Raw genomic sequence first — 15,054 nt, forward strand, 5'->3', positions numbered from 1 at the left:
GAGTGGATTATAGATGCGCAAGGCACTGATTGTATGGGGTGGATGGAACGGACATGAGCCGGAGCAGGTGGCGGCTATTTTTGAACGCATTTTAAAGGAAGAACAGTTCGAGGTGGAGGTATCTAATACCCTTGATGCCTACCAGGATGCGGAGAAACTGCTTGGCCTGGACCTGATCATTCCCATGTGGACTATGGGCCAGATCGAGCAGGAACTGGTCAATAATGTCTCAGCAGCGGTTCAAAGCGGTGTAGGTCTGGCAGGCTGTCACGGTGGCATGTGTGATGCCTTTCGGAACAACGTGGACTGGCAGTTCATGACAGGCGGGCAATGGGTTGCTCATCCCGGTAATGATGGAGTGGAGTATATGGTGAACATAAAGCGTGGCTCCAGCCCGCTGCTGGACCATATTGAGGATTTTCAGGTCAAAAGCGAGCAGTACTACCTCCATGTAGACCCTGCAGTTGAGGTGCTGGCAACCACACGCTTCCCGGTCGTACCAGGACCTCATTCGGCTAATGGGCCGGTGGATATGCCTGTTGTATGGACAAAGCGGTGGGGAAGCGGACGCGTATTCTACAATTCGCTAGGTCATCACGCAGATATCATAGATATACCTCAAGTGACCGAGATGATGCGCAGCGGGTTCCTGTGGACCGCGGCAGGCAAACAGGCAGCGACCAGCTACGGTAGCTTGCTGGCAGAGGCATACACGGGTATGGCAGACAACCAGCAGCAGTAGCGCGAACAGGATGGTATCCGATGTAATAAAAGAACGCCATTATCCATTTTTTCTCAAGGAGAAGGGAGTCCAGCATGAACAAAATGAAAGTAGGCATTATCGGATGTGGTAAAATTAGCGGAATTTACATGGAAAATTGCCATCGTTTCGACATTCTGGAGCTGTTCGCAGTAGCGGATCTGGACCAAGGTCGAGCAGAGGAGCAGGCGATAGCGTTCAACGTTCCGAACGTATATACAGTAGATGAGATTTTAGCTGACCCGCAGATCGAACTTATCATTAATTTGACCATTCCGGCCGTTCACGCCGAGGTGTGTCTCAGAGCTCTTGCGGCTGGCAAGCATGTCTATGTGGAGAAGCCACTTGCCGTCACCCGTGAGCAGGGCCAGGCTGTCTTGGATCTTGCTCGTCAAAAAGGACTACTTGTTGGCTGCGCACCGGAAACTTTCTTCGGTTCCGGTATACAGACATCATTGAAGCTGATTGAGGACGGTGTCATTGGGAATCCAGTAGCTGCTACAGCTTTCATGATGAGCCGTGGGCATGAACATTGGCATCCCGATCCTGAATTTTATTATGCAGTCGGCGGCGGCCCGATGTTTGATATGGGCCCTTATTACTTGACGGCTCTGGTACAACTGCTGGGACCGATTACTGCTATTTCGGGCATGACCCGCAAGGCGATGGATCAGCGAACAATTACGAGCGAGAAAAAGAAAGGCCAGACCATCCCAGTCGATATTCCGACCCATGTAGCCGGATTGCTGCGCTTTAAGCAGGGGGCTGTCGGCACGCTGATTACCAGCTTTGACATCTTTGGTGGAAGCACTCTGCCACCGATCGAGGTATATGGAACGCATGGCACGCTACAGGTGCCTGACCCGAACACGTTCGGAGGACCAGTTCACTATAGACTGTTAGGCGAGCAAGAATGGACAGAGGCACCGCTGCAGCCGGGATACAAGGAGAATACACGGGGTATCGGTGTTGCCGATATGGCCTATGCTCTCCGTAGCGGACGGCCTCACCGCGCTAGCGGGGAACTGGCCTACCATGTGCTGGAAGCGATGTGGGCGTTCCATGACTCTTCCGATCAAGAGACCTTTTATACGATGCAGAGCACCTGTCAGCGCCCGTCGGCTTTACCGGAAAACCTGCCCTTGTATACATTAGATATGTAAACGAGTATCAGTCTGAAGCTGACCTGCAGCATACAAGAATTATAAGACTGGAGGGCTGTCCCAAAAGTCGGTCTGGGATTTGCACATTCTGCTTTGACTATTTATTACTTAAAAAAGAAGGCTCCAGCCCCGATTTGACTGCGGCTTAGGAGTCTTCTTAGTTAACTTTCAAGACATCATGCTACAATCATTTCGAGCCTTGAACAAGATTTTTATGCTATAAAAAATAACATCACTACTGCGAGGAATGCGCTAGAACGGACCTTTTAGCTTGATTAGTTCTGTAATTTCGCTCTAATATAAAAGAAACATCAGCTGGACATCAATGTATTCTTAATACGGTGGCGCTGTGAATGTATTCTGATAATACAAGAAAAATATCAGATCAATTTCAATTTTTGAAGAGGGTGAAAATATGTGTAGATATGCAATGTACGGTCCATACAAAGATATCTTTGCCTGCTTTACTTGTAGGAAGGTGTATAAGCAAACATCCCGCTTTGAGATGCCAAAGGATGAATATGAACGGCTTGTTCATGTCTGTCCGCAATGCCAGACGCCCATGCATGACATGGGTCATGATTTTCAGGCCCCGAAGCAAACGGATATCAAGCAGTGGAAAAAGGTAGAGCTTCTGTATCGAAACGGATACTCTTACCATTCCTGTGGGTGTGGCGGTCCTGGGTACAGAACTTCCCGGTTACAAGATGTTCCTGAATTTCTGAAGGAACAGCGAAGGTTTGAGAATGAGGGAGAGGCATTACTGCATCGAATTTTGCAGAGTTAGTTGAATCGTGCCCGTAACAAACATCGGCTATTCGTAGTATTTTCATAAGGAGGTCATCATGAGAAATTGTGCGCTTTACAGCTCAACCTTCGATCTGGATCAGGTTGAGAGACTATTAAAGTCGATTTATCCCAACAACAAGATACACGTGAATGAAAGCAAAACTAAGTTTGAGGTCAAAAGCCGGGGCTGGTTTAGTATAAAGATCAAAGGATTTAACATAATGACCAGCAAAACGAATCCGGAGGAGTTTGCCTCCATGCTTAACGGAATGATAAACTTTTTTAGTCAAATTCCTGCTGAAAACGAACAGTTGCAGCAAAAGCTGTTGATCAAAATGAGTACGCTGAATATGGTGATTGGTGTGGAGACTGAGGAGGATATATCTGAAGCCTTTTTTGCCGAATTACTTGATATCATAAATTCGCTGGATGGACTGATGTTCCGGGGTGGCGGTGATTTGCTTGCACCTGACGGAAGTCTGCTACTAGATGTGAATGGACGTTCGGAAGTGGAAGATTATACAGTGACTGCTCATGTTAGTTATTTGTACGGAGAGGATCAAATTAGCGAATCCGGGATGGAGCGAAAGCTGCAGTCAGAAAAGATATTGCTCGATCAAGGCTTTACGCAAATGCCGCCGATCCCAGGAAGGCTAGGAGATGAAGCCGCAGACAGCATCCGATCCCTTAAGGAAGTGGCTGGCCGTGCCGTTGCTTTGTGTATTGTAGCCCTGAAAGGCGAGTGTATCGGTGCGGGCGAAAGCATGGATGATACGAATCGAATGATAAATCAAGTGACTGATCAGTATGGCGCGGACTGTTTCTTTTCACCAGAAGAGAAGAGGTTCCTATCCAATGAGTATGACGATGAGTCAGAGGGTGTCCAGTTCTCCTGGCGTTATGAAGGCTTTTGGACTCTGTTATGGGCTTTGGGCCATCTTGAGAAGCTAGGTGACCCAACTGGTATTTGCGACGTGCCATTGTCTGTTTCAAAGTTACAGCAATTTCACTCATTTGAGGCTTTTCTGTCAAGCTCAAGGCTGCGCAGTAGCAAGGAAATTTTAGATGAAGCCGATTTAATCTGTCGTTACGACTGGATGTGTGTGGATAGCCGCATTCATAAACAGCCAGCCCCTGGAAATCTGGATGATGGTGTAGTGTATGAACGTCATCGTGTGCTAAAATGGCTCACTGGTTACATGGGACAGGATTGGGATGATGTGCGCACAGATACATAATAGGAAGCGTAAGAAAGCAACAATCCTCTACCAAATAGGTAGAGGATTGTTTGTTTGGTGTGGGGCACTTTACTTAAAATTCATGACGTTGACCGTAAATTCGCAATTCACTGATCTCAAACATCGTACTTTGCGGCTCGATTATCGCCAGCTTGAAAAAGCGGAAAGAGGTGTTTTTATACTCATCCCTCACGTAAAGCCGTTGCTTTTCTTCGGTTCGTACAGTGAGCTGATCCGTCAAACGGGTCCAATTCTTCTCATCATTCGAGCCAAACACGGCAAGACCGGAGATCCGTTCGGGAAAGCTTCTTCTGCCTTGGACCTCGAAAACATGCCAAGATTACACCCCTAAGAATATCGAGTTTAATCGACAACTATATAAATATAACAAAACTAGACAAGACAACTGTTGAGAGAAAGTTGTCTTGTTTTGCACTTTTAGGACCTATACTATGGAGTTAGGAAAACAGATTTTAAAACTTTTTGATCATCAAGGCATAGTACTGGAAAACAAAAATATATATGCTTTAGGTCGCTTTGATAAAATTTCATCGCTGGGAATGATACAGAAAATCTATTAAAGCGAATAAATTTTTAGTTGTAAAAGAAAACGGTTACTTAAGGGTTGTTCCACGTTTGTTTGTTTTTGTCCCAATTATGAACGGAAAGGAGAAGACTTTGCCATGCCTCAGGGATAGAGATTGGAATTGAAATCTATGAGACGCAGGGGTAACCAATTAGCTGTTTATTATGCTCAATAGGAGGTTTGGGAATGAAAAAAACCATAACTTGCTTGATTTTGTTTGGACTGCTTATGAGTATGTTGCCGATCAAAAATGTGAGCGCTTCCGATAATGCTAGGCTTACCCAATCGGTAACCGCAAGCTCCGTCGAAGATTCGAGTAAAGCGGCTGATTTTGCGATCGACGGTGACCCGCTAACTAGATGGTCTTCACAATATTCAGATCCGCAGTGGATAAGTGTAGATCTCGGTAGCACCACCAAAATCAATGGTGTTACGCTCAACTGGGAAGCCGCTTACGCGAAGTCTTACCAAGTTCAGACATCGACGGATGATGATCATTGGACTACCGTCTATTCCACCACGACTGGAGATGGAGGAATCGATAAGATATCTTTCGAAGCAACAGACGCTAGATATGTAAAAATGAGTGGCATTGAAAGGGCTACCAGCTACGGATATTCCCTTTGGGAATTTGAAGTGCATTCAGCTGACCAGCCGGAGGATAACTCACCTCCAACAGCGCCCTCCAATCTGGTCAGTTCCTCTGTGTCGGATACGACAGTAAGCTTGCAGTGGACGGAATCTACAGACAATGTAGGTGTTTCAGGATACGACATCTACAAAGGATCAGACCTCGTAGGTTCCAGTGCGTCGACATCCTTCATCGTTACCGGCTTAACAGCCAACATGGCGTACAGCTTTTACGTGAAAGCTAGAGATGCCGCAGGTAACGTGTCAGATGCAAGCAATGTGATTGATGTTACCACCACCACAGCTAACACAAATATTGTTTCTGGTGAAACATATAAACTAACGGCACAGCATAGCGGCAAAAATCTGGAAGCAGGAGACTCAACTGCCGATGGAGCTAAGGTGCAGCAGTGGACGGACAGCGGCAGCGCTCGGCAGAGATGGAAAGTCATTGACGTTGGCGACGGATATTATAAATTGCTTGTACAATCCAGCGGTAAAGCATTGACAGTAGCCGGAGGCTCCTCAGAAGATGGTGCTAGTGTACAGCAATGGACAGACAGCGATTTAACTAATCAAAAATGGAAAATGATTGACGTCGGCGGTGGATATTATAAGCTGCTTGTACAATCTAGCGGTAAAGCGCTGGATGTAATCGGGGGTTATACTAATGACGGGGCAAATGTGCAGCAATGGACAGATAACGGAAATGATCAGCAGAAGTGGAAGTTTACGCTTGTTGACTCAACCCCTGATACGACGGCACCAACGGCACCAACAAATCTGAAAAGCTACTCCAAAACAAACACTTCGGTGAGTCTTGTATGGACCGCATCAACAGACGATGTAGATGTTACCAGCTACGATGTGTATAATGGAACAACTTTAGTCAATTCAACAACCACGACAAGTTATACGGTGACGGGACTAACCGCTAATACAGCATACAGCTTCACTGTAAAAGCCAGGGATGCAGCAGGAAATATTTCAGCAGCAAGTAATATCATAAAAGTTACGACGAATTCTACAACTGAGAATACAGGTTTTTATATTAACGGAACAACGCTCTACGATGCCAAGGGAAATCCGTTTGTGATGAGGGGAATCAATCACGCTTATACCTGGTACAAGGGACAAGAGTCTGTAGCGATCCCTGCCATTGCGAAAACGGGAGCGAATACTATTAGAATCGTACTGTCAGATGGTCAGCAATGGACGAAAGATGATCTGTCAGCGATACAAAATTTAATCACATTATCAGAGCAAAACAAATTGGTCGTTGTTCTTGAAGTCCATGATGGCACAGGGTCTGACAGCGCTGCTGTATTGGATAATATCGCTAATTACTGGATTGAAATGAAAAGCGCACTCATTGGGAAAGAAAGCACCGTCATCCTCAATATCGCGAACGAATGGTATGGAACCTGGGATGGAGGAGGCTGGGCGCAAGGTTATAAGTCTGTTATTCCTAAGCTCAGAAATGCTGGCATCAAAAATACAATTATTGTTGACGGTGCAGGATGGGGGCAGTACCCGCAATCTATTTTTGACTACGGAACAGAAGTCTTTAATGCAGATCCACTTAAAAATACGATGTTCTCCATTCATATGTACGAATATGCCGGCGGAAATGCCGCCACAGTAAAGAGCAATATGGATAATGTACTGAATAAAAACCTGGCTCTGCTGATTGGAGAATTTGGTATTAAGCATACAAGCGGTGATGTGGATGAGGCTACCATTATGAGTTACGCTGAGCAAAAGGGCGTAGGTTATCTTGCATGGTCTTGGAAAGGAAACAGCCCGGGTCTTGATTATCTGGATATGGCCACTGACTGGCAAGGATCCAGCCTTACGGAACAAGGTCGTATTATCATTGAAGGCCCTAATGGTATTAGGGCGACATCAAGATTAAGCACGGTTTATAGCGATTCAGCCAACAAATAGTCATCCAGTAAACCATGAGTATTTAACGTTATCCAACAGTGTCCAGCATGAAAACAAGTCTTTGCTGTATGCAAAGCCGCCAACTTGGCGGCTTTTTTTGTTGCAGAGTAAGAATATACATCGAATCAATTCAAATGTCGTCTTACAACCTACTAACTTAAAAGAATAATAAACAAGTTATGGAGACGGAGACGATTGAAAGTATATTAACTTGAGAAAGCAGCTACAATGTTCATTAGAGAAGCAGCACCCTGAAATTCAGAGAACATGTTAGAATCAGAAACGGATAATTTTACTGAAGAAAATGAACTAAGGAGCGGTTGAAATGGCGCGTGTTTTATTTATTAATGGTGGATCAGAGGGACATATCAATCCAACCATTGGAGTTGTACAGGAGCTTATTTCGCGCGGAGAAGAGGTAGTGTACTTTTCTATAGAAGCCTTTCGGGAGCGTATCGAGAGGACGGGAGCTTCAGTACGAACATTTGACGATCAAAAATTTATAAAAGCTTTTATCTCAGGTGGAAGAGATTATTTGCTGGAAAGAATTAACGGTCTTTTACTTACGGCAGATATCATCATTCCAAGCGTTCTCGAACAGATCAAAGGAGAGCATTTTGATTATATCATCCATGATTCCATGTTTGGGTGTGGACGTATACTTGCTCAAATTCTTAAGCTTCCTGCAATCAATTCTTGTACTTCTTTCGCCCAGACAAAAGAATCATTCAATCATATTATGGAACAATTCTCCATTAATGTCCCTAAAGATATAGTTAAACCTATAAATGATAAATTTCAAAACCTGACGGCAATGGTAAAGGAGAAATATGGAGTGGAGATCCATTCACCTTACGAAGTGTTTTGTAATCCTGCACCACTTACAATCGTATATACAACAAGAGAGTTTCAACCTTATGGAGAAGCATTCGACCAAACTTATAAATTTGTAGGTCCATCCATCTCTTCACGATTAACGCAAGAAAGCTTCGATTTTACTGCAATCAAGGGAAAAAAAAAATTTACATCTCATTGGGTACAGTCTTTAACCGAGCAATTGACTTCTATAAGCTTTGTATTGAGGCGTTTGGGAACACGGATCATACAATTGTCATGTCGATTGGGAATAGAACCCAAGTTTCCGATTTAGGGGAAGTTCCTGAAAACTTCATCGTAAAAAATGATGTACCACAAACGGATATCTTGCAACACACTAAATTATTTATTACACATGGTGGAATGAACAGTACCCACGAAGGTCTATATTACGGGGTTCCGCTGATTATAGTCCCGCAAAGCGCGGATCAACCGATCATCGCAGGACAAGTCGCCAATATGGGAGCAGGTATTAAGTTACAAATGGAAAGCTTGACTGCAAATCAATTGCGTGAAGCCGCAGATCATGTGTTAAGCCTCCCATTCAAAAAAGCTGTTGCACATATTAGAGAATCTTTTCAAAAAACTGGTGGATATCACCAAGCTGTTAATGAGATTTTCGCATTTAAAGGTCAATATCATATTTAAATATATATTGGATGTAAGCTCGTCTATTGCAGCATATTAGGGAATTCGGTAGAATTTACTCATGCTACTTATGAGTAAGCTGGAAGGAGAGAGTAAAGGTTGAAGCAGGAGTATTGTACGCCGACTCAGCACCCAAAGTGGTTTGGACTGGCTGTTCAAGCGCTTGTTATATTGTCGCAGGAAGACAAAAGCATAGCTTGTCCAAGTATTGAACTCGCCAAATATCTTCAGTCGGAACCTTCTTTGCTGCGCCGCATACTTTCCGTTCTCGCAAAGGAAGGGTTTATCGGGACCCGGGAAGGCCGTGACGGCGGGTACCACCTTAGGAAACCGGCAGAATCTATACAACTGGTTGATGTATACGATGTATTTCGTTCAGGCAGCAGGCTTTCCTTCGGTATTACCGAGACAGCTGGCACGCATCCGCTCGGTAAATGTATGAAATCTACGCTTGAGGATATTACTCAAGAAATGGACGACAGCATACGCGGAGTATTAAGCAAGTACACGATTGCAGATCTCGCCAACCAACTGGAAGCCAAGCTTTAGATGGACCTGGAAAAAGACGGTTGACAGCGGCTTGCTTAGATTTTATACTGTGCAATATAAACCACAGTTAAATGCAAGCCGCGCGCAGCGTTAATTTTTAAGGTTATCTGTGTGATAATGAGCACAGTTATATCTGTGCGCAGAAGCGGAAATATTTTGGATTTTTCAAGGTACTTCGTTTTAGATGGAATTCAAGCTCTGACTAGCCGCAAAGTCTGAATTTAACTGTGCTGAATAAAAAACAGTATTTATTTAAAAGGAGGATTCATAATGTCAACTTCAACTCATACTGGCCAGAGCTCCGCCTTGTTCGCCGATGTCATCCGCGAGCGCCGCTCTGTGCGTCATTACGACAAATCGGTTCGTCTATCTCACGAGGAAATTAAGGATATTCTGAAAGAAGCGTCGCTTGCACCTTCTTCGAGTAATGTTCAGCCCTGGCGCTTCTTGGTTATTGAAACAGAGGAATTGAAAGCAAAACTGCAGCCAATCGCCTATAATCAATCCCAGGTTACTGAGGCTGCAGCGGTGATCGTTGTGCTTGGTGATACGGAAGGATATAAGAAGCTCGATGAAGTTTTCGGCGAAGCAGTAAAACATGGCTATATAGCGGAAGATACCGCTAAATCGTTCGTAGAAAGGTCGATTCATACGTATGCTTCGTTACCAGAGGAAAGCCTTCACAAAGTCATTCATATCGATGGTGGTATTGTATCCCAGCAGCTCATGCTGGTTGCACGTGCTCACGGCTACGATACGGTCGCGATGGGTGGCTATAATGCGGCCGAGCTTAAGCAAGCGTTCGGTATTAGAGACCGCTACATTCCAATCATGCTGATTGCACTCGGTAAAGCGGCACAACCGGGTCATCAGACAACTCGGCTGCCGATAGACGACATCACATTCTTTAACGAGATGCCCGCTAACTAAAAACAAAACCCAACGAATTTAATTTTATGAATGAATAGAGACGAGAAATGACAACTTAAGGAAGTAGTATACATTCACAATTTCCAAAGGAGGATATCTGTTATGGCTCACCAGAAGAGAAGGAAAGAAGCTGCATGGAAGTCACGAAAGCAAGAACAGCATCCCCATGGTAAAATCAAATCGCTAAAGGAATTGTCCAGCGAACAGGAGTGAGGAGTATACTACTTGGAAAAGAAGGGCTGTCGATGAAATTTATCGGCAGTCTTCTCATGGTGTGTGATCATAAAGGCCCTTCATACAGGCGGCATCCAATATGTTTTATTTCAGTGGTCAGTGTTATTGGAGGCATTGAGTTAGCTATTCACCCCTGAAAATATACATAATATTTTCAGGGGTGTTTTTATTAGGTTTTCTTTGTCAAAGCGAAAAATTACTGCAATTCACCAATGCGTGTGGGATACTGTCGGCCCTTTTACGGAAAGCTTGCCGACGTACGGTAGAGGACGTTCTTCGCTTGCAAGAAGCCGTAAATTGATGATAACGTTAATTTGACGAAAGCTAAATTAGGATGGGAGTTGAAAATTCTTGAAGAAACTCGGTAAATTTTTGCTTGTAGGTTTAAGCTTGGGGTTGGGCCTTGCAATCGGTAATCTACAGACTCCTGCCGCCTCTGCCGCTGGTACCGAATATTATGTGTCGACAATTGGTAGCGATTCCAACGCGGGAACAAGCGACGCGCCGTGGAAAACGCTCCAGCATGCGGCTGACACAGTCTCTCCAGGCAGCAAGGTCTATGTCCGAGGCGGTGTTTACAAGGAGAAACTGAAAATCACCCGCTCTGGCTCCGCCTCGCAAGGCCCCATCGTGTTCGCAAGCTATGGCAACGAAACCGCCATTGTTGACGGAACAGGTCTATCGGTCAGCGGGAACGAGGGGTTAATCGAATTGGTCAATGTCGATTACGTTACCATCCAGGGGTTTGAAATCCGCAATTTTACCACAGCTTCCAAGAACGCAGTGCCTACAGGCATTTACGTTTACGGTGCAGGGAACTTCATCAATCTGTCCGATAATAAAATCCACGACATCAAAAACACGGCCACCCCAACCGGAAAGGACCGGCTGGGACGGGACGCTCACGGCATCGCTGTTTATGGCACGAAAGCTCCTGCATCGATTCATAACCTTACAATCAGCGGCAATGAACTATACAATCTCGTGCTCGGCTCTAGCGAATCGCTTGTTTTAAACGGTAATGTGGACGGCTTTGCAGTGACCAGCAACCTCATTCACGATAACGACAACATAGGAATCGATCTGATCGGCTTTGAAGGAACCGCACCGAATACTGCTTACGATCAAGTGCGGAACGGGTTGGTAAAGGGCAACCGAGTGTACAATAATTCGGTTCGAAATAACCCATCCTACAAGAGCGATGACAACTCGGCCGGCGGCATTTATGTAGATGGGGGCAAGGACAACATTGTTGAGCAGAACTACAGCTATAACAATGACATCGGTGTCGAAATAGCCTCCGAGCATGCCGGCAAAGCCACCAGCAATATTACGGTCCGCAGTAACGTGATATATAACAACCGATTGACCGGCATCGCTATGGGCGGCTATGATGACGAGCGTGGCTCAACGGTAAACAGCAAGATCGTGAACAATACGCTGTACAAGAACGATACATTGGACGATGGAAGCGGCCAGCTTTTAGTTCAGTATGATACACGAAACAACGTGATTAAGAACAATATTTTCGTAGCGAGTTCGACTGATGTGTTGATCTACAATGGATATACCCAAAATTCCGGCAATGTTGTTGATTATAATTTATATTTTGCACCTGGTGGCAGTTCGGGAGCCAACTGGACCTGGAAAGATAAAGAATATACGGGATTCGCCACGTACAAATCGGGAACGGGTAACGATGCGCATTCTCTGTTTGTCGATCCTAAATTCGTGAATGCCACGAATGGCGACTTCCATTTGCAGCCCTCGTCACCAGCGATCGATTCAGGATCAACGGATAACACCATCATCGGAACCGAGGATATCGACGGGGAGCCCCGCATGAAAGGGAAGGCCGTGAATATTGGTGCAGATGAGTGAAACAAAACTAGACTCAAATGAATAGCTGATTTATCCCAAAAGCCCTCTAGGTTCGAGGGCTTTTGTCTTTATACATATAACATTCATAATTTGTGTATTTGTAATTTTGTAGTTCTTGATACACTATAATTGATAATGAGAATCATTATTGATTAATTGAAATGTCACTTTATGATCACCGAGCACTTGTTGCTATGGAGAGGCATTCGTCCTGGATGTTAACTCGGTTGGCTTTGCCTACTTGAGCATACACTATGTAATGGTGATTCCATGGCCATTGGTGGTGCTTCCCCAGAATATCCGCGGATACCAGGCCATGAAGTGATCGGAATCGTGACGGAGTTAGGATCTGGATCTACCAGATGGGAAATCGGACAACGAGTAGGTATTGGATGGCATGGAGGACATGATCATGTTACCGGCCTGACTATGGATGGAGGCTATGCTGAATACATGGTAGCATTTGAAGATAGTCTGACCCACATACCTAATGAAGTGTCTTCTGAAGAAGCAGCTCCTTTGATGTGCGCAGGAGAAACTACATTTAGTGCACTGCGAAATAGCTCAGCCCGACCAGGGGACCTCGTTGCGATTTCCGGAATTGGTGGACTTGGTCATTTGGCTGTACAATACGCAAAAAAAGCTGGGTATCAGACCATAGCAGTATCTCGTGGTAGTGATAAAGAGAAGCTTGCTCGGGAACTTGGGGCACATTGTTATATTGATTCCGAAAAAGAAGATCCTGCTAAAGCTTTACAAGCGCTAGGGGGAGCAAAAGTTATTCTTGCTACAGCACCAAATGCAAAAGTCATTTCCACATTAATTGATGGGTTAGGAAAAGATGGAGAGCTCATTATTGTAGCCGGTTCTGGTGAACGTTTAGAACTGTCTGCCATGGACTTTCTGAAGGGACCCCATACTGTTCGGGGTTCGTTTACAGGACAATCGAAGGAAATTGATGCGGCAGTTCGATTTAGTGTACTGACCGATGTACGACCTATGATCGAAGTTTTCCCGTTGGAACAAGCTAGTGAAGCATATGAAAAAATGATGTCGGCTAAGACACGATTCCGTGCCGTGTTGAGCATGACCAAATGATAAATCCTTCGCAAATCTCTTCATTCTTGACAGATATAGAACTTCAGTTTTATAATTCAATCAATCAATTGAATAATATATGATTGATGAAAATTATATTTATTGGAGGTATTTCTAATGGGAGCAACTACATTGACAAAAAATACGTTTTCAAATCAAATCCAATCCGGTGTGACCTTGGTAGACTTTTGGGCTCCATGGTGTGGACCTTGTAAAATTCAGCTTCCTATTGTGGAAGAATTAGCTGATGAACTGAAAGGACAGGCGACGTTGGCAAAAGTTAATGTCGACGAAGAAACCGAATTAGCTTCACAATTTGGCATTCGAAGTATTCCAACTTTGTTGCTGTTTAAAGATGGTAAGCTCGTTGATACCATGGTTGGTGTGAATCAAAAAAATGTTCTTAAGGACAAAATTCTTAAATTGGCTAATTGATATGAAAATCGACAACATTATAATGAAATAATGTTGTCGATTTTTTGCTCTTAGAGCGCCCCTTTCAACGTAGCGGATACAATTTGAGAGTGACTCAATATCATCATATAAAGAAGATAATCTTTTAACATATGTGACTCCCTGCTGAAACATGGAGAAGGAGAGAAACAATGAGAAACCAAGTTAAAAAAAATGCTCCGGTAATCATCGTTGGTGCAGGTTTGAGTGGACTTCGCGCAGCATCGTTACTCACCGCTCACGGTATAGAATGCATTGTTTTAGAATCGAGAGATCGTATTGGTGGTAGAGTTTTGACTTTAGAGGTTTTAGACAATCCTAAACTCGGAAAATTCGATCTTGGACCCACATGGTTCTGGCCACGCTCTGAGAAAATTATTACTCAGCTCACGAAAGAACTGGGTTTGGAGACTTTTAATCAATTTAACGAAGGACGAATGCTCCTAGAACGCTCCCAACATGAAACACCACAACAGCATCTTTTGCCAGAGGGGGCAATGGAGCCCTCGCTAAGATTTGTTGGTGGGGTGCAGTCTCTGATTGAGGCGCTTAGTGCTACTTTGCCGTCAGGAGCAATCCAGCTCAATACATGTGTAACTTCGATTCATCAAGAAGAAGACGGTACAATCTCCTTAGAAGCCAATGGAAAACAATTTTACACAACTGCAGTTATTATCGCTATTCCACCACGGCTGATTGAAAAAAATATTAAATTCGAGCCAGAACTTCCTTATGAACTGAAGTCTTTTTTAATTGATAAACCAACATGGATGGCTGGTCAAGCTAAAGTGATTGCCATTTACGACCGACCATTTTGGCGTGAAGCTGGGCTCTCCGGTTTTGCATCAAGTTGGGTGGGCCCTTTACAAGAAATTCATGATGCTTCACCAGGTACAGGAACAGGTGCGCTATTTGGCTTTTTTGGTTTACAGGCAAAAAAGCGGAAGATTTTGGGCGAAGATAAACTCATGCAGCTTGTGTTGGAACAATTGGCTAGACTTTATGGGCCTGCTGCCGAGAAAGTAAATACATTACTATTTAAAGATTGGTCAAGCGACACCGATACAGCTGTTGAGGAAGACGCTGAACCACTTCGTGACTATCCAAATTATGGCCCTGTTTACGGAGATCCTTGGGGAGAGGGCATATTTTTTACGGGCACTGAGACGGCTGATCAACAGGGAGGACATTTGGAAGGGGCGATTCAATCAGCTGATCGAATCGTAGCAAGATTTTTAGAACGATATGATGAAGCATAGTACAGATAGTTGT

Annotated in this window: 13 protein-coding genes and 2 pseudogenes; 14 read left to right on the top strand and 1 reads right to left on the bottom strand. The window is 44.4% G+C overall.

Annotated features, from left to right (window positions below; genetic code table 11):
• Positions 1-13 precede the first annotated feature (13 nt).
• The 4 genes from G9G57_RS22235 (at position 14) to G9G57_RS22250 (ending at position 3,950) form a co-directional block, all read left to right on the top strand.
• Positions 14-742 carry a ThuA domain-containing protein gene (locus tag G9G57_RS22235; RefSeq protein ID WP_017426987.1) on the top strand — a complete coding sequence of 243 codons (729 nt, stop codon included), beginning with the start codon at positions 14-16 and terminating at the stop codon, positions 740-742.
• A gap of 74 nt (positions 743-816) precedes the next feature.
• A complete protein-coding gene (locus G9G57_RS22240; protein WP_164965565.1) occupies positions 817-1,923 on the top strand; it encodes a Gfo/Idh/MocA family protein in 1,107 nt (368 codons plus the stop codon).
• A 415-nt stretch (positions 1,924-2,338) separates the two neighbouring features.
• A complete protein-coding gene (locus G9G57_RS22245) occupies positions 2,339-2,710 on the top strand; it encodes a hypothetical protein (protein WP_017426985.1) in 372 nt (123 codons plus the stop codon).
• A 58-nt stretch (positions 2,711-2,768) separates the two neighbouring features.
• The gene (locus G9G57_RS22250; RefSeq protein ID WP_017426984.1) at positions 2,769-3,950 is read left to right on the top strand and encodes a DUF4272 domain-containing protein; all 1,182 of its coding nucleotides are present in this window, start codon (positions 2,769-2,771) and stop codon (positions 3,948-3,950) included.
• Positions 3,951-4,023: 73 nt separating this feature from the next.
• Here the strand turns inward: G9G57_RS22250 and G9G57_RS22255 are convergent, their stop codons facing one another.
• On the bottom strand, positions 4,024-4,191 hold the full coding sequence (locus G9G57_RS22255; RefSeq protein ID WP_153795228.1) for a hypothetical protein: 168 nt from the start codon (positions 4,189-4,191) through the stop codon (positions 4,024-4,026).
• A 531-nt stretch (positions 4,192-4,722) separates the two neighbouring features.
• Between G9G57_RS22255 and G9G57_RS22260 the strand changes: the two genes are divergently transcribed.
• The 10 genes and pseudogenes from G9G57_RS22260 (at position 4,723) to G9G57_RS22295 (ending at position 15,041) form a co-directional block, all read left to right on the top strand.
• Positions 4,723-7,113: a cellulase family glycosylhydrolase gene (locus tag G9G57_RS22260; protein WP_164965566.1), complete on the top strand. Its 2,391-nt coding sequence runs from the start codon at positions 4,723-4,725 to the stop codon at positions 7,111-7,113.
• A 325-nt stretch (positions 7,114-7,438) separates the two neighbouring features.
• Positions 7,439-8,637: pseudogene (locus tag G9G57_RS22265) on the top strand (macrolide family glycosyltransferase).
• Between the two features lie 99 nt (positions 8,638-8,736).
• Positions 8,737-9,186: an RrF2 family transcriptional regulator gene (locus G9G57_RS22270; RefSeq protein ID WP_016820848.1), complete on the top strand. Its 450-nt coding sequence runs from the start codon at positions 8,737-8,739 to the stop codon at positions 9,184-9,186.
• A 270-nt stretch (positions 9,187-9,456) separates the two neighbouring features.
• A complete protein-coding gene (locus tag G9G57_RS22275; protein WP_016820849.1) occupies positions 9,457-10,116 on the top strand; it encodes a nitroreductase family protein in 660 nt (219 codons plus the stop codon).
• Between the two features lie 102 nt (positions 10,117-10,218).
• On the top strand, positions 10,219-10,329 hold the full coding sequence (locus tag G9G57_RS26075; protein ID WP_019687325.1) for a DUF6254 family protein: 111 nt from the start codon (positions 10,219-10,221) through the stop codon (positions 10,327-10,329).
• Between the two features lie 372 nt (positions 10,330-10,701).
• Positions 10,702-12,231 (top strand): right-handed parallel beta-helix repeat-containing protein, encoded by a 1,530-nt coding sequence (locus tag G9G57_RS22280; protein ID WP_019687324.1) that lies wholly within the window; start codon positions 10,702-10,704, stop codon positions 12,229-12,231.
• A 261-nt stretch (positions 12,232-12,492) separates the two neighbouring features.
• A pseudogene (locus G9G57_RS26465) lies at positions 12,493-12,708 on the top strand (alcohol dehydrogenase catalytic domain-containing protein); the annotation flags it as partial.
• Between the two features lie 45 nt (positions 12,709-12,753).
• Positions 12,754-13,329: a zinc-binding dehydrogenase gene (locus G9G57_RS22285; RefSeq protein ID WP_256620841.1), complete on the top strand. Its 576-nt coding sequence runs from the start codon at positions 12,754-12,756 to the stop codon at positions 13,327-13,329.
• A 117-nt stretch (positions 13,330-13,446) separates the two neighbouring features.
• Positions 13,447-13,764 carry a thioredoxin gene (gene trxA / locus G9G57_RS22290; protein WP_019687322.1) on the top strand — a complete coding sequence of 106 codons (318 nt, stop codon included), beginning with the start codon at positions 13,447-13,449 and terminating at the stop codon, positions 13,762-13,764.
• 170 nt (positions 13,765-13,934) lie between these two features.
• Positions 13,935-15,041: a flavin monoamine oxidase family protein gene (locus G9G57_RS22295; protein ID WP_019687321.1), complete on the top strand. Its 1,107-nt coding sequence runs from the start codon at positions 13,935-13,937 to the stop codon at positions 15,039-15,041.
• The last annotated feature ends 13 nt before the right edge of the window (positions 15,042-15,054 follow it).

It is taken from the genome of Paenibacillus sp. EKM211P (genome assembly GCF_011066175.1).
Taxonomy (GTDB): domain Bacteria; phylum Bacillota; class Bacilli; order Paenibacillales; family Paenibacillaceae; genus Paenibacillus; species Paenibacillus polymyxa.

Excerpts from the sequence above, each read along its gene's own strand:
- G9G57_RS22295 (WP_019687321.1), top strand. The coding sequence starts at position 13,935 with ATGAGAAACCAAGTTAAAAAAAATGCTCCGGTAATCATCGTTGGTGCA.
- G9G57_RS22250 (WP_017426984.1), top strand. The coding sequence starts at position 2,769 with ATGAGAAATTGTGCGCTTTACAGCTCAACCTTCGATCTGGATCAGGTT.
- G9G57_RS22275 (WP_016820849.1), top strand. The coding sequence starts at position 9,457 with ATGTCAACTTCAACTCATACTGGCCAGAGCTCCGCCTTGTTCGCCGAT.
- G9G57_RS22240 (WP_164965565.1), top strand. The coding sequence starts at position 817 with ATGAACAAAATGAAAGTAGGCATTATCGGATGTGGTAAAATTAGCGGA.
- G9G57_RS22285 (WP_256620841.1), top strand. The coding sequence starts at position 12,754 with ATGTGCGCAGGAGAAACTACATTTAGTGCACTGCGAAATAGCTCAGCC.
- trxA (WP_019687322.1), top strand. The coding sequence starts at position 13,447 with ATGGGAGCAACTACATTGACAAAAAATACGTTTTCAAATCAAATCCAA.
- G9G57_RS22245 (WP_017426985.1), top strand. The coding sequence starts at position 2,339 with ATGTGTAGATATGCAATGTACGGTCCATACAAAGATATCTTTGCCTGC.
- G9G57_RS26075 (WP_019687325.1), top strand. The coding sequence starts at position 10,219 with ATGGCTCACCAGAAGAGAAGGAAAGAAGCTGCATGGAAGTCACGAAAG.
- G9G57_RS22235 (WP_017426987.1), top strand. The coding sequence starts at position 14 with ATGCGCAAGGCACTGATTGTATGGGGTGGATGGAACGGACATGAGCCG.
- G9G57_RS22260 (WP_164965566.1), top strand. The coding sequence starts at position 4,723 with ATGAAAAAAACCATAACTTGCTTGATTTTGTTTGGACTGCTTATGAGT.